The sequence below is a fragment of the Streptomyces sp. 11x1 genome (assembly GCF_032598905.1).
In the GTDB taxonomy this organism is placed as follows: domain Bacteria; phylum Actinomycetota; class Actinomycetes; order Streptomycetales; family Streptomycetaceae; genus Streptomyces.
Map to the genome: position 1 here is coordinate 3,393,836 of NZ_CP122458.1, position 22,770 is coordinate 3,416,605.

The following is a 22,770-nucleotide window of genomic DNA, read 5'->3' on the forward strand; positions in this document are numbered from 1 at the left end:
GGTTTCTATCCCCGGTCCGGATCGTGAGACATCTATTTCATTTTCTCAGCGCCGGAGGACGGAGATCTTCCGGCCCTGAGGTTCTTCATCCTTCATTTCCGCCGCGCTTCAGCCGATGTCGAGCCGGAGAAGATCCTCCTCCGTCTCGCGGCGGACGATGACACGGGCCTCTCCATCATTGACGGCGACGACCGGCGGGCGCAGGACGTGGTTGTAATTGCTCGCCATGGAACGGCAGTACGCGCCCGTCGCCGGTACGGCGATCAGGTCACCCGGTGCCAGGTCCGCCGGCAGGAACGCGTCCCTCACCACGATGTCACCGCTCTCGCAGTGCTTGCCGACCACACGCGCGAGCATCGGCTCGGCGTCGGAGGTCCGGGACACCAGCGCGACGCTGTACTCGGCGTCGTAGAGCGCGGTCCTGATGTTGTCCGACATGCCCCCGTCGACGGAGACGTACGTCCGCAGCCCGTCCAGCGGCTTGATGGTTCCGACCTCGTAGAGCGTGAAGGCGGTGGGCCCGACGATGGCCCGCCCCGGCTCGACGGAGATGCGCGGGGCGCGCAGCTTGGCGGCGTCACACTCCCGGTTGACGATCTCGGTCAGCGCCTTGGCGATCTCGTGGGGCTCACGGGGGTCGTCGTCGCTGGTGTAGGCGATGCCGAGCCCGCCGCCGAGGTCGATCTCGGGCAGCTCGACGCCGTGCTCGTCACGGATCTGCTTGAGCAGCCCGACGACGCGGTGGGCCGCGACCTCGAACCCGGAGGTGTCGAAGATCTGCGACCCGATGTGGGAGTGGATCCCGATGAGTTCGAGCCCATCGAGCTTCAGAGCCCGCCGAACGGCCTCCGCGGCCTGCCCTCCCGCCAGCGGAATCCCGAACTTCTGGTCCTCGTGGGCGGTGGCGATGAACTCGTGGGTGTGCGCCTCGACGCCGACGGTGACACGGATCTGCACCCGCTGCCGCGTGCCGAGCGACTGGGCGATGTGCGCGACCCGCACGATCTCCTGGAAGGAGTCGAGCACGATCCGCCCGACGCCGGCCTCGACGGCCCGGCGGATCTCGCTCTCGGACTTGTTGTTGCCGTGGAAGGCGATGCGGTCGGCGGGCATCCCGGCGGAGAGCGCGGTGGCCAGCTCGCCGCCGGAGCAGACGTCGAGGTTGAGCCCCTCCTCGTGCAGCCAGCGCACGATGGCCCGGGACAGGAACGCCTTGCCCGCGTAGAACACGTCGGCGTCCTGCCCGAACGCGGTGCGCCAGGCGCGCGCCCGCGCACGGAAGTCGGCCTCGTCGACGAAGTACGCGGGCGTACCGAACTCCTCCGCAAGCGCCTTCACATCGATCCCGCCGACGCTGACGACTCCGTCGGGGGTACGGGTGACGGTCTGCGCCCACACCTTGGGGTCCAACGTGTTCAGGTCGGCGGGCGGGGCGGAGTAATGCCCCTCGGGAAGCACGTCGGCGTGACGGGGCCCGGCGGGGTGTGCGGAACGGCTCATTTTCCTACGGCTTTCTGTGTGCTCTCTGGGCGGGCGGCGCGGGGGGCTTTGGCCGGCGGTGCGGTGCGGTGCGGTGTGGGCGGACGGGCGGGCGGGCGACGGTGGCTGTCGGCTCTACTGCGCTTCGCTCGCTTGCGGCTTGCGGTCGGCGGCTCGGCTTGCGGTTCGGGCTCGGACCTGGGCTGGGACCTTGGTTGGACCTGGGCTTGGGCTATGGCCTCCGGCTCGCTCGCTCCTCGCTCCTGGCTTGCTCCCTCGCTCGCTCAGAGATATTCGGGTGCGTCGATGCCGAGCAGGGACAGGCCGCCGGCCAGCACCGTCCCGGCGGCTTCGGCAAGGGCCAGCCGGGCCCGGTGGGCGGCCGAGGGTTTCTCGTCGCCGCGCGGCAGCACCGTGGGCTGAAAGGCGAGCAGGGCGTCGGCGAGGACGACCAGGTGCCGGGCGAGACGATCGGGAGCGCGGTGCGTGGCCGCTCGGGCGAGGACGGAGGGGTACTCGGTGAGGGCGCTGACGAGGGGGGTGGCCACGTCTGGGGCGGTGACGTCGGGGGTGGTGACGTCGCTTGTGAACCCGAGGCCCGCGGCGTTGCGGGTGAGCGCGCGGGCCCGGGCGTGGGCATAACGGACCCGGAAGAGGGGGTTGGATGCCCGCTGCACGAGGAGGTCCGCCGTGACCCGGGGCCGGTCGTGGGCGGCCGGGTGCAACAGGGCCCAGCGGAGGGCGTCGGGGCCGAGGGGGGTGGGGTCCTCCGGGGCGGGGACGGGGCGGAGGTCGATGGGGGTTTCGGAGGTGGGCGTGCTGGTGAGGGCCGTTTCCGGAGCGCCGAGCGGCGTGGCCCGGCTCCGGTCATCGGCACCAAGCTTCAGAAGTGGACCGGACACGTGATCGACCTCGACCCGGCCACCCTGACTGGCGATGATCCGTACGAGCGCATCGGCGACGACCTCGGCGCGGATGTCGTAAGGAATGCGCAGCCGGACGACGCGCCCGGCGAGAGTGTCGCTGTGACCGTAGGGAAGGGCACTCGTCGTGTCCGGACCACCCTCGTTGCCCTGGATCCGGCGCACGAGGGCGGTGACGGCGGCCCGGTCGAGGTGGATGTTGAGGAAGCCGGGGCCGGTGATCTCGACGGCGGCGACTCCGTCGGTGCGGCTGAGGTGGGGTCGCAGTATCTCGGCGACTTGCAGGGAAGGCCGACCGGCGGGCCGGGCCAGCTGCAGGGCGATGTTCGTGGCGTAGTCCCCGCGCCCGCCGGGCCCCGGTGGGGTGACGACGGCGCGTGCGGGCACGGCCACGCTCAGCTCCCCGTCGTCGACAGCACGACGCACCGCGCGCAGCACGGTACGGGAGAGCTCGACGGGGGTCACGGGGACAAGCGTATGGGAGGAGGGGGGTGGGTATGCGAGCCGGTTTACCTCGGGGTCCGCGATGTGGACGGGCGGGACTTCTGGCGAGGCCGAAGCACAAGGAGCAGGAGTCCGCGGAGACACCTGACGTGTGACGCGTGATGGTGTCGGTGTCAGTGTCAGGTGCCAGATGTCAGGTGTCGCGCCCTCGAATCAACTTCCGGTACGGCCTGCGCGCTGGGCACGCTCGGGTTGGTCGCTCCCGTTGCCCGAGCCGCCAGCCGTGGACCCGGCGGAACCGGTGGAGGAGGGAGCGATGGCAGCGCCGGGGGCGGTGGTGGACGTGGCGGTGCCGGGGCCGAGGGTGGTGGCGGAGGCGACCGGACCGTGGGCCACTACGCCGACCCCGTCAGGCACGGTCACACCGCTCCCGAGCCGCGCTTGCTCGACCAACTGCCTTACCAAGGCGACGAGTTCGCTCGGCTCGAAGGGCTTGGCGAGGAACGCGTCGACGCCGACGTCGAGCCCGGCCTCGACCTCGTGTTGGGTACAGGCGCTGACGATGGCGAGTGGCAGACGTCGTGTGCGCGGGTCGCCGCGGAGCTGGGCGGCGGTACGGAGACCGTCGAGCCGAGGCATGACGACATCGAGGGTGATGAGGTCGGGCCGCACCTGATGAACGACGTCCAGGCATTCGGCACCATCGGCCGCGGTCACCACCTCGAAGCCCTCCAGCTCGAGGTTGACCCTGATCAGCTGCCGGATGACCTTGTTGTCGTCCACAACAAGCACCCGGCCGGACGCGCCTGGCACAACTCGAGAGTAGGTCGACACCCACCGCCGCGTCCGGGTTTTCCCCACTTCCACCCCCTGCGGGCGGTCCCGGACCACTCAACCCCGCTCCCACCCCCACAAAAACCGTTCATGATCTCCCTCGGAGAGCTGGTAGGGTTCTACCCGTCGCCGCCAAACAAGGCGCCCGACACGCCCCCGTAGCTCAGGGGATAGAGCAACGGCCTCCGGAGCCGTGTGCGCAGGTTCGAATCCTGCCGGGGGCACCTTGCATGAGGTGCCCAAAGACCCCGTCACCAGCGGAAACGCTGAGGCCGGGGTCTTCGTGTTTGTGCAGCCGTATGCCGCTCGGAGCGGCTGTATGTCGGACGCTGTGGACTATGTGTGGACTGGCGGCAGGCCAGGAATCCGCAGGTCAGCCCCGGAAAACGCCGAGGCCCCCGGACGGGAGTCCAGGGGCCATCATGCCGCAGGTGTGCGTGAGGAGTGCGTGGATCAGAGCCCGGCGCCGGTCCGGTCCTCCTGGTCGTCATCCTCGCCGAGGAGTTCGGCGATGCGCCGATTGGCGACGTCCTGCCGACCGTCGAGGCACTTGGCGTACCGGCTCAGGAGCACTTCGACGCTGTTGCCCGCGCGCTCCGCGACCTCGGTGGGGTCCACGCCAGCGTTGAGCCAGGAGGAGAGCGCAGCGTGCCGCAGGTCGTACGGCCGAGCGGCCAACGGCGAGGCCACCTGCTCCGGCGTGAGCGCCAGGTGTCGAGCCTCGTCCCAGACGCGCCAATAGGTGGTGGAGGCGATCACTCCCCCGCGCTCGTTGGCGAACATCCGCCCGTCCTTGGCAGGGCCGAACTCCTCGATGTGAGCGAGGAGCATACGGACGAGGCGAGGCGGGATTGGGACGATGCGAGTTTCGTTCGCGGGGCGGTTCTTGAGGCCACGGTTGTCGTGAACTTCCCCGGTTCCGGTCCAGCGCTTTCCAACGGTGGGGCGGGTCTTTTCCAGGATCAGAGAACCCCACCCCGTTTCCGGCAACGTGCAGTCGGGGCGGCGCAGGGCCACGGCTTCCGCCGGCCGAAGCCCACCGAAGTACATGCAGGCGAAGAGCGCGACGAGACGGCGCCCACGGGCCCGGCGATAGCCACCCACGTACGAAACGGCGGCGAGGAGGTCTCGGGCTTGCTGAGGGTTCACCACCACCCGGCGGTCTACTTCCTTGGTGACCTTGGGCAGCTTCCACTTCACCAGCGTGACGGGGTTCTCGGGCAGCTCCCCCAGTTCGACCGCGTAGGCGAGGGCGTTGAAGAGGACTGCTCGCTTGCGCCGCACCGTCTCGGCAGCCGCCGGTTCCCCGGAAAGCCTGAGCTTGAGCGAGTCGAGGACGCGACGGATGTCCGCCGGATTCTTGAGCGTGGCCAGCGGCAGCGAGGCTTTGGCCACCCACCGAAGAGCGTTCGCGATGTCCACCGGAGCCTCGTCCTCGTCCCCGGCCTGGACTACGAAGGCCCAGCCGCGCAGAGCACGCCGCAAGATGTCGTCGGCCGGGCGCCCAGGCCGATCCCCCAGAAGTTCCGTCGTGACGAGGGTCATGGTCTCGTTCAGACTGTCGCGGGAGTTCGGAGCGGCGTGCGGCCACTTCATGGCGACGTACGCCCGCGCGAAGTCGTACCAGGTGCGGGACTCTTTGGCAGGTGCCATGGAGTCCGGCAGCCCGGTTTCCGTGTCGAACGCCTCGCCCTTCTGAGCAGCCCGGAGGAGCTTCGCGCGGAAGTTGTCGGCGAGTGCCTTCGTTCGGAAGGTCTCCGAGAACGGCGGAGCATCAGCGACCTTCCACCGGACGTCGTAGGACGGCGTTTTGTACGGCCGCTTACGGATGCTCCACACCTTCACGTCATGCGACTTCACGCCGCCTCCCCGAGTCCGTGAAGCCACGCGGTGAAGTCGCTCCGCCACACGCGGAGTTCGCCGTTCGGAAGCTTGATCGCTTCCGGAGCCTGCCCCAGCTCACGCCAGCGGTAGAAGGTGCGGCGGGAGACTCCGCCCAGCTCGGAGAGGATCTGTGGGACGGTCATCAGTTCGTCTCGTCGGCGATCCATGCCGAGTCTCCTTCCGTGTCGGGGGTGGCGTCGGGCCGACGCGATGTCGCGAACCAGGTCTCAGCAGCAGTCAGGCCAGTGCCGGCGAACCGCCAGTGCGAGAGAACGAGGACGGTGTCCGGGTCGGGCAGGGGGTGGCCTGCTTCGGCGGCGCGGGCGCGGGTGAGGGCTTCGTTGTGGTCGGCGCGTTCCTGGCGGAGGGCTCCGAGGGTGACGGAGTAGGCGCGGGACTTGGTGGAGAAGTGGCCGCGGAAGCCGAGCATGTGGGCCCACTTGCGTAGGCGCAGGGCTTCGAGTTCGGGGCGGGCGCCGAGGTGCCAGCAGGTGAGGATCAGCTGTCGGGCGTGGTCGGTGACCTGGGCGCCGATGAGGTCGGTGATCGGGTTACGGATGGGGCGGTCGAGGGTGCCGGCGGTCTCGGCGCCCTTGGTGGCGTACTTCGCGATGTACGCGGCGACGGCGCGGCTGGAGAGTTCCGAGGTCCCCGCGAAGTCCGCTGAGCGGATGGGGCGGATGTCGAGCTGTTTGCCGAAGCGGAAGGAGAAGGAGCGTCCGTCGAGGAGGGGGCCAGGGGTCTCGGCGAGGCGGGCCGCCGTGCGGATGGCGTCGGTGAGGAGTTCGGTCGTGGCCCAGGGCGGTGGGGCGTCCCCGGCACCTTCCGGGCCGTCGAGGCGGATCACGGCGTGGAAGTGGACGGCGCCACGCCGCTGGTACTCGGCAACCTTGGCGTAGGAAACCTTGACGCTGTGGCGCAGCGCCGTGCGGGTGATGCCCGCTCGTGAGGCGAGTTGTTGGCGCAGGTAGGTGGTGAAGCGGGCCCAGAGTGCACCGGCGTGTGCGTTCCACAGGACGGCCGCGCGGTAGTCGTACCGGTCCGGGTCGAGTGGCGTACCCAGGGCGGGGTCATCCTCCAGGTGGGCCCGGCCGCAGCGGCATCGCCCTCCGGTGGGGCGGTTGTGGACGGGGCCGAAGGAGGGGGCGGTGAAGGTGGCGAAGACGCGCGGGTGTTGGGCGACGGCCGGGCTGATGCCCTTGCCGCCGCTCAGTCCGGCGGTGACGAGGTGGAAGGTGTCTTTGCGGTACACCTCGGCGCAGGCGGCGCATCTGGTGGCCCGGCGGTTGTTGCAGCGGATGAGGAGCTGTCCGGCCGGAAGGTCGGTGTCGGTGATCTCCCGGACGATCTCTCCCGTTGCGGCGTGGACGTCGAGCCGGTGGCCCTCCATCCGTACGGGCCGCTCACAGCCGCCCAGGCGCTGGATCTGCCGGGCGTAGGCGCCGAGGTCGCCGTAGCGGGCGAGGGCGGCGAGGTGGCGGATGGCTCCGAGGGGAGCCGGGGGACGCATGTGCAGGTTCCTCCTTGCAGGCGTTGCAGGTCTGGCGCGCCCGGCCCGGCCTGTCGAGGGGGCTAGACAGTGTGAGTAGGGCCGGGCGCGTGGAGTTGTCGTGTCAGCGGGCGCGACGGGTGAGGAGAGAGCGGATGACGACGGCGCACACAGCGGTCGAGGTGGCCGTGACGGCGACGGCGAGGAGCATGGAGACGAGGACGGCGCCGACGACCAGGACCACGGCGGTGCCGCCGCCTACGAGGGCGAGCGCGGTGCCGGGGGTGAGCTGGACGGCCGGACGGGGCGGCGCGGGAGTGGCAGGGGCCGGTTGCGGGGGCAGGGCGGCCGGGGTGCCGACGGTCGACTCGATGACCGCAGGCGGTGTCACCAGGCCGGTGGGCTGAGGCATGGTCGGGATCTTGGGCCGGAACATGAGCGGGTCTCCTTTCTCGGTTACTCGACGAGGGAGTTGATGACGGGGGCCAGCAGGCTGTCGGCGATGAGGTAGCCGCCGAGGAGCAGCACGGTGATGAGCCACCAGGGCGGGCGGATGAGCTTGACGCCCAGGACCCCGATGCAGAGGAGGGCGAGCCAGAGCGGTACGTCCATGGGGTTGGTCTCCTGTCAGGCCGAGCAGCGGTGGGTGCGGGCGGCGAGTTCGGCGGCGGCGCGGGAGTCGTACTCGGCGGAGAAGTCGCAGCGGGGCGCGGTGCAGGCGGCCAGGTGGCGGTGCTTGCCGCGTTCGAGGTAGGAGGCGACGTTCACGGGGCCGATACGGCGGACGTTGCGGAAGCGGCGATGCATGGCGGTCCCTTCTCAGAGGTGGGCGGCGACGGATGCGGTCATGGACGGGGGCAGGCCGAGCCGGGCGCGTACGACGTCGGGGTCGGCGGGGTGGCCGGTGGCCGAGCGGTGTTCGTCGGCGAGGGCCCGGACGCGGTCGACGAGAGCGGGAGGGAGGGCGACGGCGGGAACGGCCGCCGGGGCCCGAGCGGGGGTGGATTCCGCCACCGGGTCGGCGACGGTGGTTGGTTCGCTGATGGTGGGCTCAGGGACGAGGTCGGGGGTGGGGAGCGCGACCGGGTCGGGCAGGTCGACGGCAGTCGGGGCGGAGCGGGATTCCTCGTGCGGGTCGGTCGTCGACGAGGTCGGCTCCGCAGGCGCTTCCTGGGGGTGGTGTGGTGTGTGGGCGAGGAGCGTGCCGCCGAAGAAGGCGACGGCTGGCCAGCCCGCGACCAGGACGCGGAGCCAGGCCGGGACGTGGTCGAGGTCGAGGAGCCCGGCGGTGGCGACGTTGGCGCCGAGGGAGGCGGTCAGGGCCACCAGGAACCACAACCGCGGACCCCCAGCCCCCAGCCCCGCTCGCTGTGCCTGCCGCATCCGGCGCCAGGCGGCGACCAGCAGCAGGTCGACGCTGACGGGGTAGGCCCACGCTTTCCAGCCGCCTTGCCCGGCCGCTTCGGCGAGGTCGTGCAGGTGGGAGAAGGACAGGGCACCGGCGATGACGGCCTGGACGATCACGGCGTCGACCCGCAGGCGCTTGACCATGGCGGTCATCGGGTTTCCTTCCGGTTTTTGGCATGGGAGAGGTAGGGACGTGGCGCGAGACGGTCGCGCCGACCGGGTGAGGAAGGGGCTACTCGGTCACCGGCTGGGCGGTGGGAACGGCAGCGGTGGCAGAGGACGGGACGGCGGACTCCACGGCGACGGCGGGCCGGAAGGAGTCGAGCCGGGGCAGGTCCGGCATCAGTGCGGCGGTATCACGGCAGACGGCCGCCGCTTCGGCGAGGGTGAAGTGTGGTGCGCGGACGCGGGACCAGCCGCCAGAGGAGTCACCGACGACGGCGACGCCGGGGCGTTCGGCCGGGATGGCGGTAGCAGCGAGGGCCGCTTCCGGGGAGATGTCGGCGAGTGCCATGTTCGCCGAGGCTTCGTCGTTGACGCGGTGGCAGACGCGGCCGGTCAGCTGGGCACGGAGCATGGTGGCCCCCTTGCCGAGTTCGGATCCGAAACGCTGCCCGCACACCTCCAGGTAGATGCCGGCCGCACGCCCGAGCTGGGCGAGGCGAATCAGCTTGGTGACCATGGCGTCTCGTCGCTTCTCGTCGTCCCGGTTCGCGGCGAGGAACAGTTCCGCCACTTCGTCGACGACGACTACGACCGGCACCGGCCGTACGGCTTCCGGCAGCCCCCACACATCCGAGGTGAGCACGGCGTCCGGATCGGCCCCACTGCCCGCACCACTACGGAGCCCGATGAGCCGGAATCGTGCCTCCATCTCGTCCACCAGCGCGTCCAGGAGTTCGTCAGCCCGGTCGGGAGTGTCGGCGAGCGCGGACAACCGTGGTGCGAACGGGGCGAGTTCCACGCCCCACTTGCAGTCGATGCCGACGAGCACGACCGACTGCCGGGCCAGACCGCACAGCAGATTGCGCAGGTAGACGGATTTGCCGGACTGCGTGGCGCCGAGGATCAGTTCGTGCGGCACGGTGCGGAAGTCCCGTACGTGCCACTCACCGTCTTCCCGCAGCGCCAGCGGCAGGCAGAGCGGATCGGACCCCGGCCGACGCCGGGCCGGCTTGACCTCGGCGAGCACGTCCCAGCCGACGAGCCTCAGTTCGAGCCGCCCCGGCTTTGTGGTGCGGACGTACACGGCATGTACGCCCCAGGCGTGCCGCAGCCGGTCGGCGGAGGCCATGAAGTCCTCGGGAGCCTGACCTGCCGCCATACGCAGCCGCATCACGAGACCGGACCCGGTCGGCAGCGGGAACGACCGCCGAGGCGGTACCGGCGCGGCCTGGCGCCCGACCATCCGGGCGGTGGCCCGACGGACGGCCGAGGCCGGGACCGTCAGACCACACGCGTCCATCGTGTCCCGGTACGACACGAGCACCCTCAGCGCGGCGACCGGATAGCCGATGGCCCACCAGAACACGACCGGCATACGACGGCGCACGACCAGTAGCACGACCAGGCCCAGCAGGACCGGCAGCAGAATCGACAGCGGAACCCGAAATCCCTCCGTCACGGCGATCAACCCTGAACCGGAGCCGGGGCGTTGACCATGACGGCGTCGGCCCGGTAGGCGATGCCGTGCCGGGCCCGCCCCCCGAACTCGCTCTCCCAGGGCCGAGCGACCAGACCGGACAGGATGACCGGGGCGCCCATGACCAGACCGTCACCGATGCCCTGCTCGGGAACCGTCACCTTGATCATGTCCGAGCCACCGGCCGCGATGAACACCAACTCCACGGTCATAAGCCGCTGGTTGGTCACCGGATCAACGGCCACCTCACCGGTCTGCCGGTCCCTCACCTTGACCTCCGGCAGCTTGGTGATGAGCAGCGTCGCGGCCGAGGTGTCCACGGGGATGACACGCATTGTCTGTACCTCACAGGGTCGTTGATGCCCACTCGCTGAGCAGCACCATTCCAACTGGATACCCCCCTAGACAGCACGAAGGGAGGCGACCGCCGCCTGAACTGTCTAGGGGGGTCTACAGCTAAGGTAAACGACCGTCGCTCGAACTGTCTAGGGGGGTATACGAGTTGGGTCGCGGCCTCACCGCTCGCGTGAGTTGCGTGCGTCAGCCCAGGCCCAGTGGAGGGCGGTCGCGTCGTCGCGAGCCTTGCCCCGCGGCCAGCGCCGGCCCTCTGGGTCGCCAGCCTCGGCTTCCCGTACACGGCGGATCAGCTCATCCGGCCCCGACGAGTCGAGGAGAGACAACGTCTCGCTCCAGTCCGCGAGTTCGAACCGGTCGACGAGTCGCGTGGCACCGTCGCTCATCAGCGTCACGGACGCCAGCGAGTCCAGCGGCACCGTCCCGGTCAGAGCATGCTCGGCCGCCCGTGGATCGGGGCCGGCGATCCAGAAGCCGCCCGGCCGGTTACGGAGCCCGGTCAAGGCATCCCGGTACTCGGCGAGCGCGGCAGTGTGTTCCGGCGATCCGGTGGGCAGTTGGTCGACGGCCCCGCGCAGCCGCTTGCCGACCTCGTCCAGGCGCCGGTCGGTGACCACGGTCGTACGGCCTTCCCTGTCTGCCAGCAGCAGGGACGAGTCACCGAGAACGAGGTACTCAAGAACTCCCCTACCGAGCCGCGCGGCGACGACCGTACTGGTGGGACTGGCCCGGTAGGCGAGGTCGCAACTGTCCTCGTGCAGCAACCGGACGAGACTGATCGAGTCGGCAAGGCAGTCGGCGAGCGGCCGGGCAGGACACGCAGTCATGCAGCGCAGCAGCAGAGCGCCCAGGGTTGCGGAGAACCAGGCGACGCCGTGCGTGCACCCGGTCTCGGTCCCGCCGACACCGGCACCGTCGAGGACGACGGCCGCACCGGGGGCGGCAGCGGCGAAATCCTCGTTCTCGCGGTCGGGTTCGGCGGGCTGCGTGGCGAGCACGAACCTCACCCCGCCGCCCCCGTCACCTCTTCGTCGTGCCTGTAGAGAGGGCAGAGCAGTTCGGCGGACTGCGGTTCGCTGGTCTCCGGGTCGTACTCGACGCCGACCAGCGTGGAGAACCGGCGGTCACCGACCTGGCCCCACAGCGCATTCAGGTCGTTTGCGAGCAGATGCACGACGCCGAGAGAACCCTGAGTGTGGATACCGGCGATGGCGAGCAGCGAACCGTTGCCGTCCGGGCGCGGCAGCCGGCCAAGGTATCCGACGTCGTACGGCCTGGCCGGGTCGCTGTCCTGGCCCGACCGGTACACGGTGCCGGTGCGCCGGTCCACCACCGTCCAGGGCCCGTCTTCCGCGCGTTCCCAGCTCAGAACGGGGTCTTGCGCGTAGGTGTCCCACATCTCCTGGGACATGCGCGGCCCGCAGACGACGACCAAGCCGTCCCGATTGAGGTCGATCTTTCCTCCGACCGACACATGCTCCGAGGCGACTTCGAGCCCGTATGTGCGCGCGAGATCTTCCAGCCGCTTGCCGGAGCTGACGTCGTCCATGGCCACGACCGTGCGCCCGTGCTCGTCATCACGCCGCAGAGGGGTGGCGACGACGACGGAGCCCCGGCCGAGGAAGGCACCTTCCGGCGCCGGGCCGGTGTGCCGGATCTGGTGAATCCGCCCGCGGCTCAGGCCCGCCTTCTCAGCGATCTGCGCATACGACAGCCCTTGCGCGTGGAGGTCCTGGACCACGCGTCGACGGAGGCGAGCCAGCTCGGTCACCTCCTGCTGTGCATCAGCCAACCGGGTCGTGACCTCGCGCAACAGCCGGTACGGATCATCAATCGCCATGATCCGCTGCAACTCGTCCGACATGACTTCACCTCCTAGCACTAACCAGGAGTCTAGGGCCCTAGACGGAACGGGCGGGAGACGGCGTCCCGTACTTACGCCGACCACGTAGAACCGCGACCGTCTGCCGGGCACGCCCCGAGGGCTCACCCGTCACCGCCCGCGAGGCGACCCGAGACGACCGTCGAGGCGGGCACGATCACACGCTCTCCCGCACGAGGTCCGCCCACACGGTCCGCCCGTCGGGCCAGCTCTTGATGCCCCAGTCCTTGGCGCACGCGGCCACCAGCGCCAGGCCGCGACCACCTTCATCCCGGTCCGTCACGTCGCGCAGGTGAGGTTCGCGTTCGCCTCCCACGTCGACTACCTCGATGCGCACGAGGTCGCTGTCGTCGCCGAAGCTGACGACCACGACGAACCAGCCGCCGAGTGTGCCGCTCAACGAATGCCGCACAGCGTTGGTCGCAAGCTCACTGACGACCAGGACCGCGTCGTCGACCGGTCCTCGCTCCTCCAGCAGAGCAGCGACGAAGCGTCGAGCATGACCCACCTCCTCGGCCAGGCCGGGAAAGGCGCGGCACCACTTGGTTCGCATGGGAGATCCCTCACTCTACGTCTAGGGGGCTAGACAGCGCAACGGAAGGGTATTCCCATGACTGGATGCCGAGCTAGGCATTCAGGGGAATTATTCCTCTATCGGGTGAGGGTGTCTCCCAAGCTGCGAAAGTCCGACATCGACCGCAGCAGCAGCTCCCGCAACTCGTCGCCGAAGATGGCCGCTTCCTCGAAGCGGGCGAACGTGTCCTCGTAGGCGGCCAGTTCGGCGGAGTCAGCCGACACGCGTTCACGGTCGAAGGTCTCGACGACAACGGCCCGCTGGTCGCACAGGGTGAACCCGTGGCGAGGCAGCACCGGCACCCTCCGACGCCAGGGGATGACCCCGAGCCGCACCGTGTCCAGGCTCTCGACAGCCAGCAGCCGGTCAAGCTGGGCGAGCATGAGCGCCGGAGTCCCCGGCCAGGTACGCAACACGGCTTCGGTCAACACGAACACCGACTCCCGCCCCGGCTCGTACAACACGCTCTGCCGCTCAATGCGGGCAGCCACCGCCCGACCGATGGCATCAGGCGTCGAGTTCGGCACACTCGCGAAGACGTGCCGGGCGTACTCCGCGCTCTGAAGCAGGGCCGGCAACACAACGCACTGGAACGACCTCACCAGCTGCGCGGACCGCACTTCTTCATCAACGGTGCTACCGACGCCCGGAGTTGTGCCCTTTGCCTGTGGGTCAGCACCCGGAGCGGCGATCACAGCATGCAGCAGCTCACGGACCTCACGAGCGGTCGACTCATCGAGGCCGAGAGCACGTGAGAGCCGGTCGAGCACATCAACGCTCGGAACCATGCGTCCGGTCTCGACCTTGGACACGGTCGGCTGTCCTACCCCGGCACGCTGCGCCAGCACAGCACCCGTCAGCCCAGCCTCTGCCCGAAGTTCCCGAAGACGCGCACCAAGCGCCCGCATCCGCTCCCGCCGCTCACTCCCCATGCTCAGGGTTCTACACCACAGGGCAGCCCGGCACAGAAAAGCCGATCACGGCCACCGTCAACCATCAGCTGGGATCGAAGTGTCAAGCATCTCCCGGGACCGGACACACGGCCAGCCCCTCCGTGATTCAAACTTTCTCTACTGGTTCAAGGCGGCTCGCTCCGCTCCCCGCGCGCAGGCCCGGCCCCCGGCCGGGCCTGCGCTCCTAATGGTGCCGTAAGCAGGTGGGCATGTGGTGATCCGTAGTCGCTCCTGAGGCCTGACCTCTCAAGACAGAGTCGGCCCCACGTGCCTTCCCGCTCTGTGAAGCAGCGCCGGGGGTGGTGGGGCCGGTCCGCGCTCCTGCCTTCGTCCCGCGCGGACCGGCCCCACCACCCCCGCTCGCACACAAACAGCGGCATCGTTGGCTCTCGTGGTCCAAGCCGCCGCCAGGGAACACCTCTCACCGCTCGGTGAACGCCCCAGTTCCGCAGCTGACCGAGACCCCTGACGACCGCTGGGATTGCGAACGGCTAATCGGATGACGGGCCCTGGAGCCCTGCCATTAGGGAGACGCGCAACCCCGGCACGGCAACGACCTCACCACCGGCACCCACCCAAGGACACCACCATGACCAGCGTGTTCTGCGGCATCGACTGGGCCACCGACCACCACGACATCGCACTGCTCGACGAGGCCGGCACCCTCCTGGACAAGCTCCGCATCGACGACACTCCAGAGGGCCTGGGCCAGCTCCTGCAGCTGCTGGCCCAGCACGGCGACAGTCCAGATAACCCGATCCCGGTCGCCATCGAGACCTCTCACGGGCTCCTGGTCGCCTGCTTACGCGCCACCGGCAGACCCATCTACGTGATCAACCCGCTCACCGCCGCCCGCTACCGCGACCGCTACGCACTCAGCCGCAAGAAGTCCGACCACCTCGACGCCAAAGTCCTGGCCCACATCCTGCGCACCGACCCTGCAGAACACCGGCCCCTGCCCGCGGACAGCCACCTCGCCCAGGCCATCACCGTCCTGGCCCGAGCCCACCAGGACGCCGTCTGGGACCGCGTCCAAACCGGCAACCGCCTCCGCTCCCACCTGCGCGAATACTTCCCCGGCTTCCTCACCGTCTTCCGTCACTTCCGCGAAGGCCTCGCCTCACCCGTCACCCGCACCCTGCTCGCCGCAGCCCCCACCCCCACGCAAGCCGCGCAGCTCACCCGCCCCCAACTGCGAGCAATCCTGAAGAAGGCCGGACGTCAGCGTGAGATCACAGGAGAAGTCGAACGACTCCACACCCTGCTCCGCGAACCGCAGATGCACCAGCCACCCATGATCGAGCAGGCCATGGGCATCAAAGCCCTCGCTCTGCTGCGGCAGTTCAACGCGGCCTGCGCCAGCGCCGACGACCTGGAAGCAGCCACCACCGCCGCCTTCACCACCCACCAGGACGCCGAGATCATCACCAGCTTCCCCGGCCTCGGCGCCCTCACCGGCGCCCGCCTCCTGGCCGAACTCGGCGACGACCACACCCGCTTCACCAGCCCCCGCGCACTCAAGGCCTACGCCGGATCTGCCCCCATCACTCGATCCTCCGGACGCAAGACCACCGTCCTGGCCAGGCACATCAAGAACCAGCGTCTCGCCTCAGCCGGCTACATCTGGGCCTTTGCCGCCCTCACCGCATCTCCCGGAGCACGGGCCCACTACGACCGCCGCCGCGCGGCCGAGGACCGACATGTCGCAGCCCAGCGCAACCTCTTCAACCGCCTACTGGGCTGCCTGCACCACTGCCTCACCCACCGCATCCCCTACGACGAGCAGACCGCTTTCCCCAACACCGCTTGACTGATCAACCGCATCGGATGTCTGTCTCCGCCCCGCTCCAGCCCGGCCGGCGCCCGGGCCGCGCGCACAGCAATCAGCCGCTTGCCCCACGGAGAGGGTGTGTGGCGCCTGGAGCATGGCTTCAGCCCTTCGCTGTCGTGCGTGTCGCCGCGGCAGAGACGCCGACCCGGTCCACGGGGCCCGGACCTGCGTGTTCGCCCCCTCTTCAGTGCGCACGTGCGCCGTGTCGAGGACGACGCGGGTGACGTCGATGAGGCCGGCGTCGTCGAGTCGGCCCCAGACACCAGCCCTGGACCAGATCGAAAACGGCGGTGGGCGGTCGACTTCGACCGCAAAGGCATCAAGTCCAGTGAACGATTAGCACAGCCAGGAGACAGTCCGGTCGATGCCCCAGCGACGGTAGCCGCCCTGTGCTGCTCCAAGCGACTCGTCCGCTGTTATTTGCTTTCCGTTTCTGGTTTATCTTCTCGCGCTTCTCCACGCCCCCAACCCGGTCGCAGGCTGCTGGCTAGTGACTCCGTGGGCTGTTTAGCGAGCACGAAAACTACCGCCAGAGCAACCATAGGCGCACCGAGAACAGTAGCGGCTACCCATGCATCGTTCTGTTGTATGCAGTAACGCCCAAACCAGACAAGTACAAAAACAACTGCTACGCCTGCGATTTGACCGGTGAGTTGCAGCGCATTTTGAAGCCAGTCCGTGCGCCGGTCATGCTTCGAATCGGCGAGAGCATCCTTGTACAACTTATCTGCCAGCCCGGGACTAATTTCTTCCCATTGCTTGGCGATGTCCGGAGGGGGCAGGACATATCCCTTTGCTGGCCTCGCGGGTGTTCCTCTATCGACCATTGTGACCTCGCCGAAATGCCCGACCCACGCGCTCGTCATGCACGACCCACGCGCTCGCTTTTGGTAGTACGGGTCTGCTTCCTTCGCGTGATGGAAAGGTAGCGTGCCGCTTGGATCCAAGAGTTGAGGAGCCACGCTCCAGACAGTATCGCTATCGCGATCATGAAGGCGAATGATTCACCATGGAGGTCGTTAGATGTAATCACGAAGATGGATGCGGCGATCTGGAATAGGTAGAGGATGTTGTAGGTCACCAAAGGCCAGAGAATCAACGGTTTCCGGGGAATTTGATTCTTTTGCCCTTTGGGCCGCCTGGACGCACCCTTTGGGGTTATCCTGCGAGCTATCTCGCGAAGTTCCTCGATATCGGGGTGCGACTCCAAGGAGAAGGGTGCATTCGTCGGCGTTTCTTTTCTGGCATAGGCTTCACGCATGTGGCACGAAGCTCGGCTGGAGTTGTGCCGCGCTTCTCGAGGGATAGTCAACGCCCGCGTCGCCCTTCCGGTGGGATCGACAATGCTCATAAGGCCTATGACAAAAGGTCCCAGTTTCATGGAGATCACCTGTGTCCAGGTTACCCCGGCGGCCATCCAGCCGCATGTCTGCTTCAGCTGCAGGGCGACGGAGACGCCATATTAGGGTGACGGATCCCGTCAGGTGTGCTGCTGTTAGAGTCCTAACAACAATTGTTGATTACGCGACCGTCGGCGTGTCTGCTGGACGCACGCCATGGTGAGTGTCTAACTGCATGGCAACGCCAGCAGACGACGGCGAACAAGCGCGGACGCCTGCGGACCATCAGCGCAGGTAAGAGGAACACCAGCCCAAGGCAGAGCCCCACCCAAGTTGTTCGGGACGAAGAGGTCGTCACCCAAGGTCTCCCCGCCACGCTTCCGCCGGCACGGCCTGCTCTGGACGACGGCATAGCAGCGTGGCTGAGGCCCGTGGGGGTGCAGCGAGGCACACGCGTGCGTGGTCGGTCGGCGCACCCGCCGTCGTGGCTGACTGTCGTCGGCTGAGGTGCGAGCACCAACGATTCCCGGATCCGGTCAGTTCGAAGGCGTGAAGTCGGCGGAGTGATCGAGGTGGAACACGGAGCCCGGAACCGTCGGAGTCCAACCCTCACGCAGGGCAAGCCGAACAGCACCAACACCAAACGGCACTACCGGGTCAGTCTCGCGACCGGTCCAGTTGCTCGGATGCGGCTGGTCGGTGGTGACCAGAAGGGTCGTACCCGGAGTGTCCGCATGCTCGACCACGAATATGCACGGTGAACAGGCCAACCTTGGGCATACGTAGGCCTGCCTCGCAGGCGCCAGCGGCAGGCCGTGCCGTCGACGACGATCCGTCGTGATCCCTTGCGGACCAGCGCCATGGCACCCACCCCAAGAGCGACGATGCTAGCGAACTCGGTCCCGCCGTCCGTCTCAGTTTCCGTCTCATTCAGCGCCGTTCGTGGCCGTTCAGACGGGACCCGAGGCGGCAGCCGCTCAGGCGACCGACCGCCCATGAACGCAGGTGAACGGCCCCGTCCGAGGCCTCCGAGACCACCACCACAGTTGGAAAGCGTGCGGGTCTGTTCCGTCTCCGGCGTAGACGCCGGGCCGTAGGGTCACCTGCCCGTCAGGGGTGACGCCGACGGGGGGTAGCCATCCAAGACCTCGGGATGTCGTCGTTCCAGCCGTTCTCTCGGTCGAAGGTGGCTGCTCGGCAGCCCCGGCTTCGATCGGAGCTATGCAACCAACGCTCCCGGTCCCGGGAGTCTGTCTGAATAGGCTGCCCACACTTTGCGCATGTGTCCCGATCGGGCTCACTGTCCGCCATCGCCTCAGTGGCGCGCTCCTGAGCCTCGTTGGCCAGTTCTTCAAGTAGGGCCAAGACCCCACGCCCGGAGATGCCGGGCTCGTCGTCGAGAGCTTTCCTGACGGCGCGCACCATCGTGTCCGCTTGCGCAGACCGCATGGTTTCCATGATCGCGTACGTACGCTCGTCCATTGCGACCCCCCGCGCATGCTCGAAGTTCAGCAGCAACGTACAGCAATCCCAGCAACTGGCAGGATGTTTCACTGACTCTCACGCTGTACCGCAGCCTGCATGACCTCCAATGATCGGCTTCTGTGGAGTTACGGCCGTGGTGCGCGAACCATGGCCGCACCACAAGCGCACCGGATCGGGCGAGGCACAGCGGGGAACCACGGTGAAAGCAGCCAGGCCCGAAGACACCACGCCTCGATCGTTTCCCCAGGCCAGCGCACAGATCGACGCCGAACGCCCACAGCTTCCCAAGCTGAGGGCTCAGGCACCGTCATCACGTGCCGGCCGTCGTAACTTGCTCTGGTCTACGGCACTCGCAGTCCGCGACCAGGTCCGCGCCCGCGGCATCGTTCCCGCCATCGCCCGACGCGGAACCTTGCATCCGCTGGGAAAGGCGAGCCGACATCCACGAAGCCTTCCTCAAGCTCGCCTGCTGCCTGATCACCACCGATAACTCAGGTCGCTGTGCGAGCCCCCGATAGCCGGTTAAGAACTTCGTTGGGGGTGAAGCTCCAGCCGACCAGGCGCGGCCCGCTCCAGTTGATGCCGATCACGAGTCCATCCCGGGCGGCATCGGGCAGTACGCGACCGCACCAGGTGTCCAAGGGCATGGACTCAACGCGAAGCCCGCGCCCCAGATCTTTGCTGCCCTCTTGGCGCGGGGCGAGGTCGACCAGAAGGGAAGACTTCGCGTGCCGTCTGCCGAGAGGTGAGTCGGGCTTCCGTCGTCATCCCGGACAAGCCAGACCACGCCGCTTTGACGGACGTCTCGGAAGAATGCCGCCGCTTGCGAACCGCTCTGACTCATGGCCACCGAGCCTACCGTTCTCCAACACTCATTTCGTTAGGAGCTCTCAGCGCAAACGCTCACGAGCACGCAGTCGCGGCACGCGGCTACGAATTTCGCTATAAATAGGAGGCAAGCGATCATCTACCCAGAACTTTACGGCGAGGGCGTAACGCTGCTTGCTTTTAGGCGCAACCCAACGCCGAGTGTTCTGCACAGCCAGTAGAAATTCATCACCGGTACCGTCCAGAACCTGGAGCGATTGCTTCCAGACGTATCTACCAATCTGGTTCGCTCCTCGCGAGCGCGCAGCTTTACTTGGATCAAAAGAGATGCGGTTAACCGGACTCATCTCGGAAAGACGGGAAACGCGAGCATCGATATGCCCTGCCGCCTTCTCGTCTAGGAACAACTTCAGTGCCGCATCGGCCGAGATTCCACGGACCATCTCAAATGCCATTCGACTACCGAGGTAGTCATACCTGCGTACCCTAACAGGAGGATCATAGCAAAGAGCAACTGTCACACCCCTGGGGAAACGACGGCGCGCAAAAAAGGACGCAGGGATCGGAAGTGCAAAGAGGTGGACGTCATCAACCTCAATCTCATCCTGTGCGTAGAGAACAGTATTCCGCTCATCGCTTGTCACACTGTGAAGCATCGCAGGAGTTCCGTACCCCACCGCCCTGCGCTGCAACTTCTCCCTCTCAGCCTTTGCCAGGTCAACGCAGCCTTGCAAAAAATTGGGAGGTTCCTGCGCTGATTGCAAAATCAACGCTCTAAGCAGATTGGCCGATGCAGTCGGGAAGGACTGCTGCAACGCCCCGCCAATCCGAGCCACGAGCGGGGCAGCAAAGCTCGTACCAAGCTCGAAGGTAATCACGCCGGCAGCATCGGGGCGACCATCGGCCACGAGGACCTTCATTTCGTCAGCCAACCGCCAGTCGCCGGAACCTACTTCCTGCGCGATCGTGCCACCAACCGCTGCGAGTTCCGGCTTGATTGCGCCAGCTACACCCTCTCCAACACGCGAAAATGGGGAGGGCCATCCTGTCTCGCCGACTGGTCGAAGCCCCAAAGAAGTGTGCCGAGGAGGTGGTACTACGCTGCCCACAGTCAGGGCGATTGCAGCAGGCGCGGGATCAATAAGCCGCGTAGCGTCCGACTCCACCAAGTCACGCGCATAACCGGTTCTGAACCCCTCACCATATTCAGAGGCATAATCAGCAGGGTACGCCGTTCCGGTGGGGATCGTGAAAACTACATTCAATTCACGCGCCAGCTGGTCCAGCGTGCCAGCCAGGACGGGCACCTTGTTACCGTCATAAGATGACCCAAGATCTCCAAGGCTCAAGTTAATCACCCGAACGCCTTGCTCCACGAGGTATCGGACGGCCGCCTCTATCTCATTCTCAATGAGACGATGGGCAGGCAACTCATTCTGCTCATCGAGAACACGTACCGAGAGTACGCGACAAGGTGGGACTTCCCATTCCTCCTCAATAATCTGCCCCTCAATCTGACCTCGCACGATGAGCGAAGCAATCGCAGTTCCATGACCCGTGCGATCGGCGCCATCAGGAAGCCAATCACTCAACACTACGGCGCCTGCGATGCAATCACGGAGAAGAGGGTGCTCAGCCACTACACCGCTGTCAATCAACCCAACGATTGGAGCATCAGGCGCGGGCGTAGGAAGCTCGCCGATTTCATCAGCCGAGTATTGGCTCAGCGCGGTATTTTGCGGCACTCCGCCAGGAACCAGCTCAACACGTGCCACGAGGTCCACATGCAAAAGAGCCTCGACGACATCCCTAGAAGCCCTTACCCGAATAAGACAGATCCCAGCCGACGGACTGACGTATCTATCTACCACCTCACTACCGCCGGCAATGACGCCGTCGCTGATCTCATCGACCCAGTCATCTGCAAGCGAGGTATCGCCGGGATACCAAACTTCCACGTCCACCAAAAGTGAATGGTGTTCTGGATCACCAATCGCCTCTTCAAGCAGGTGACCAACGCGATCTTGGGGACCATAAGGCCGTACAGCATCGATACCATCGAAAAACGAACTGTAGGGGGGATGCTTCTGCTCCCCCTCTGGGCCGTCAGCATACGCTTTCAAGCGGGCCAAGAACTCAGTCAGCTGCGGATCGCTTCCAAACGCCACAACCTTCTTCTGGCTACTTGAATCAACTACTCGGAGCCCAGCATTTGCCCAGTCAGTCTCATCTTCTACTGAAACAGGTGGCCCAATTTCAACGACCAGGATCAGCTTTGGGTCGATACCCAATGCAGCGGATCGGTCGCTAGTATCGGAGATTACTAACTCAGCGGCTGCCTGCAGATCAGCGGCGTGCGCCTTTGAGTCTGGGTGGCGAGGGCCGTTACCAATCGCGCGTTTTACTTTACGCCGACCCCCCGTATAGTCGATCCGCTCAAATTGAAGGTGATCCAAGCGAATCGGCTCCATGCCCGGCAGTGGCATCATTTGTCTACCTGACCCGCTTCCTTCAGCCTCTTCTTTCGGGAACTTGCGCTCTCCACAAGGTCAGCCGTTGACAAAAATTCGCTGCCGGAGAGGACATTCTTCCGCATCGCATCCAAGCACACCGACTCAATTTGCGCGTGGCTGAGTCCCTGAAGTGCGCGCGCCGCCTGCTCCCTGTTAACCCTCAAACGCTTTGCGCGACGTAGCTTAATTTTGAGCAGATGGGCGATCTGCTCTTGCGTTGGATATTTGTAAGTCAGTATTTCATCAAAACGTCGCCAAAGCGCAGTGTCCAGCAATTCACCGTGGTTGGTCGTTGCCACTACAAGATTGTCTGAAGAATACGTTTCGAGTTCCTGCAGAATTACTGTCACAACGCGTCGAATCTCGTCATTATCTGATCCATTGCGATCGCTTGTGAGCATGTCAATTTCGTCGAAGCTCAAGACCCAAGCGCCTCGACGGGTGAACTCCAAGATCTTCTCAATATGGCGGGCTGTTTGCCCCAAGTATGACGAGACCACAGCAGCAAGCCGGACGCGAGCGAGAGGAACACCAAGAGCGTGAGCGAGAGCCTCAGCTGTCTGCGTCTTTCCCGTCCCGCTAGGTCCAGCGAGCAGTAGCCGGCGCCTAGGCCTCAAGCCGTGTGACGCAAGAAGCTCCCGCCTTTGATGCTCTTGCACTAGTTCGAGAAGAATCTCCTGATTCTCCCTTGATAGCACCATGTCGGAGAAGCTGACCCGACTGTCACTAAGGAGGAGTAGCGGCATGCCGTCATCACTCAGAGGCAATGGCGTGACTCCGCTGGTCAGAGGCCGCTTATTTCCTCGCACGGTTTCGGCGCGCCTCTCGATCGCTTGGGCGAGGCCCCCGTTCCTTGCCGTTTCGTTCTGATGGACGCCGCTACTAATACCCATCAAGGTGTCCTGGAT

Annotated in this window: 20 protein-coding genes, 1 tRNA gene and 2 pseudogenes; 2 read left to right on the plus strand and 21 right to left on the minus strand. The window is 66.5% G+C overall.

What is annotated here, in order from left to right:
- Positions 1-108 precede the first annotated feature (108 nt).
- The 3 genes and pseudogenes from lysA to P8T65_RS14570 all read right to left on the minus strand — a co-directional run.
- Positions 109-1,500 carry a diaminopimelate decarboxylase gene (gene lysA / locus P8T65_RS14560; protein WP_316725813.1) on the minus strand — a complete coding sequence of 464 codons (1,392 nt, stop codon included), beginning with the start codon at positions 1,498-1,500 and terminating at the stop codon, positions 109-111.
- Positions 1,501-1,763: 263 nt separating this feature from the next.
- The gene (nrtL, locus tag P8T65_RS14565; RefSeq protein WP_316725814.1) at positions 1,764-2,867 is read right to left on the minus strand and encodes an ArgS-related anticodon-binding protein NrtL; all 1,104 of its coding nucleotides are present in this window, start codon (positions 2,865-2,867) and stop codon (positions 1,764-1,766) included.
- Between the two features lie 348 nt (positions 2,868-3,215).
- Positions 3,216-3,659, minus strand: a pseudogene (locus tag P8T65_RS14570) (response regulator); the annotation flags it as partial.
- Positions 3,660-3,832: 173 nt separating this feature from the next.
- Between P8T65_RS14570 and P8T65_RS14575 the strand changes: the two are divergent.
- Positions 3,833-3,904, plus strand: a tRNA-Arg gene (locus P8T65_RS14575).
- Positions 3,905-4,133: 229 nt separating this feature from the next.
- On the opposite strand, the gene P8T65_RS14580 is transcribed toward P8T65_RS14575, so the two are convergent.
- The 13 genes from P8T65_RS14580 to P8T65_RS14640 form a co-directional block, all read right to left on the minus strand.
- A complete protein-coding gene (locus P8T65_RS14580) occupies positions 4,134-5,540 on the minus strand; it encodes a tyrosine-type recombinase/integrase (protein WP_316725815.1) in 1,407 nt (468 codons plus the stop codon).
- Positions 5,537-5,731 carry an AlpA family transcriptional regulator gene (locus P8T65_RS14585; RefSeq protein WP_055541015.1) on the minus strand — a complete coding sequence of 65 codons (195 nt, stop codon included), beginning with the start codon at positions 5,729-5,731 and terminating at the stop codon, positions 5,537-5,539. The genes P8T65_RS14580 and P8T65_RS14585 overlap by 4 nt, the downstream gene beginning before the upstream one ends.
- Positions 5,707-7,074 carry a replication initiator gene (locus P8T65_RS14590; RefSeq protein WP_316725816.1) on the minus strand — a complete coding sequence of 456 codons (1,368 nt, stop codon included), beginning with the start codon at positions 7,072-7,074 and terminating at the stop codon, positions 5,707-5,709. The genes P8T65_RS14585 and P8T65_RS14590 overlap by 25 nt, the downstream gene beginning before the upstream one ends.
- A 103-nt stretch (positions 7,075-7,177) precedes the next feature.
- The gene (locus P8T65_RS14595; RefSeq protein ID WP_316725817.1) at positions 7,178-7,489 is read right to left on the minus strand and encodes a SpdD-like protein; all 312 of its coding nucleotides are present in this window, start codon (positions 7,487-7,489) and stop codon (positions 7,178-7,180) included.
- Between the two features lie 20 nt (positions 7,490-7,509).
- On the minus strand, positions 7,510-7,665 hold the full coding sequence (locus P8T65_RS14600) for a hypothetical protein (RefSeq protein ID WP_316725818.1): 156 nt from the start codon (positions 7,663-7,665) through the stop codon (positions 7,510-7,512).
- Positions 7,666-7,680: 15 nt separating this feature from the next.
- A complete protein-coding gene (locus P8T65_RS14605) occupies positions 7,681-7,860 on the minus strand; it encodes a mobile element transfer protein (protein WP_159773066.1) in 180 nt (59 codons plus the stop codon).
- Positions 7,861-7,872: 12 nt separating this feature from the next.
- Positions 7,873-8,604, minus strand: coding sequence for a DUF2637 domain-containing protein (locus P8T65_RS14610; RefSeq protein WP_399103084.1), 732 nt, complete (start codon positions 8,602-8,604; stop codon positions 7,873-7,875).
- Between the two features lie 88 nt (positions 8,605-8,692).
- Complete coding sequence (locus P8T65_RS14615) at positions 8,693-10,000, minus strand: FtsK/SpoIIIE domain-containing protein (RefSeq protein WP_316731589.1); 1,308 nt, start codon at positions 9,998-10,000, stop codon at positions 8,693-8,695.
- Between the two features lie 89 nt (positions 10,001-10,089).
- Positions 10,090-10,437 carry a hypothetical protein gene (locus P8T65_RS14620; RefSeq protein WP_055517769.1) on the minus strand — a complete coding sequence of 116 codons (348 nt, stop codon included), beginning with the start codon at positions 10,435-10,437 and terminating at the stop codon, positions 10,090-10,092.
- Between the two features lie 180 nt (positions 10,438-10,617).
- Positions 10,618-11,463: a protein phosphatase 2C domain-containing protein gene (locus tag P8T65_RS14625; protein WP_316725820.1), complete on the minus strand. Its 846-nt coding sequence runs from the start codon at positions 11,461-11,463 to the stop codon at positions 10,618-10,620.
- Positions 11,460-12,320 carry a sigma factor-like helix-turn-helix DNA-binding protein gene (locus tag P8T65_RS14630; RefSeq protein WP_316725821.1) on the minus strand — a complete coding sequence of 287 codons (861 nt, stop codon included), beginning with the start codon at positions 12,318-12,320 and terminating at the stop codon, positions 11,460-11,462. The genes P8T65_RS14625 and P8T65_RS14630 overlap by 4 nt, the downstream gene beginning before the upstream one ends.
- A gap of 175 nt (positions 12,321-12,495) precedes the next feature.
- Positions 12,496-12,891: an ATP-binding protein gene (locus tag P8T65_RS14635; protein ID WP_316725822.1), complete on the minus strand. Its 396-nt coding sequence runs from the start codon at positions 12,889-12,891 to the stop codon at positions 12,496-12,498.
- A 98-nt stretch (positions 12,892-12,989) separates the two neighbouring features.
- On the minus strand, positions 12,990-13,844 hold the full coding sequence (locus tag P8T65_RS14640) for a helix-turn-helix transcriptional regulator (RefSeq protein ID WP_316725823.1): 855 nt from the start codon (positions 13,842-13,844) through the stop codon (positions 12,990-12,992).
- A 610-nt stretch (positions 13,845-14,454) separates the two neighbouring features.
- Here P8T65_RS14640 and P8T65_RS14645 point away from each other — a divergent pair.
- Positions 14,455-15,675, plus strand: a complete 1,221-nt coding sequence (locus tag P8T65_RS14645) for an IS110 family transposase (RefSeq protein ID WP_316725824.1) — start codon at positions 14,455-14,457, stop codon at positions 15,673-15,675.
- Between the two features lie 101 nt (positions 15,676-15,776).
- On the opposite strand, the pseudogene P8T65_RS14650 reads toward P8T65_RS14645, so the two are convergent.
- From P8T65_RS14650 to P8T65_RS14665, 5 genes and pseudogenes are all read right to left on the minus strand, one after another.
- Positions 15,777-16,052 (minus strand): annotated as a pseudogene (locus tag P8T65_RS14650) (IS5/IS1182 family transposase); the annotation flags it as partial.
- A 506-nt stretch (positions 16,053-16,558) separates the two neighbouring features.
- Entirely contained in the window at positions 16,559-16,957 is a 399-nt protein-coding gene (locus tag P8T65_RS14655; protein WP_316725825.1) for a hypothetical protein, read from the minus strand.
- A 2,150-nt stretch (positions 16,958-19,107) separates the two neighbouring features.
- Entirely contained in the window at positions 19,108-19,365 is a 258-nt protein-coding gene (locus P8T65_RS47260) for a DUF2750 domain-containing protein (RefSeq protein WP_399098930.1), read from the minus strand.
- Positions 19,366-19,411: 46 nt separating this feature from the next.
- Positions 19,412-21,838: a S8 family peptidase gene (locus P8T65_RS14660; protein WP_316725826.1), complete on the minus strand. Its 2,427-nt coding sequence runs from the start codon at positions 21,836-21,838 to the stop codon at positions 19,412-19,414.
- Positions 21,835-22,755, minus strand: a complete 921-nt coding sequence (locus P8T65_RS14665; protein ID WP_316731590.1) for an ATP-binding protein — start codon at positions 22,753-22,755, stop codon at positions 21,835-21,837. Before P8T65_RS14665 ends, P8T65_RS14660 begins: the two co-directional genes overlap by 4 nt.
- Positions 22,756-22,770: the final 15 nt, after the last annotated feature.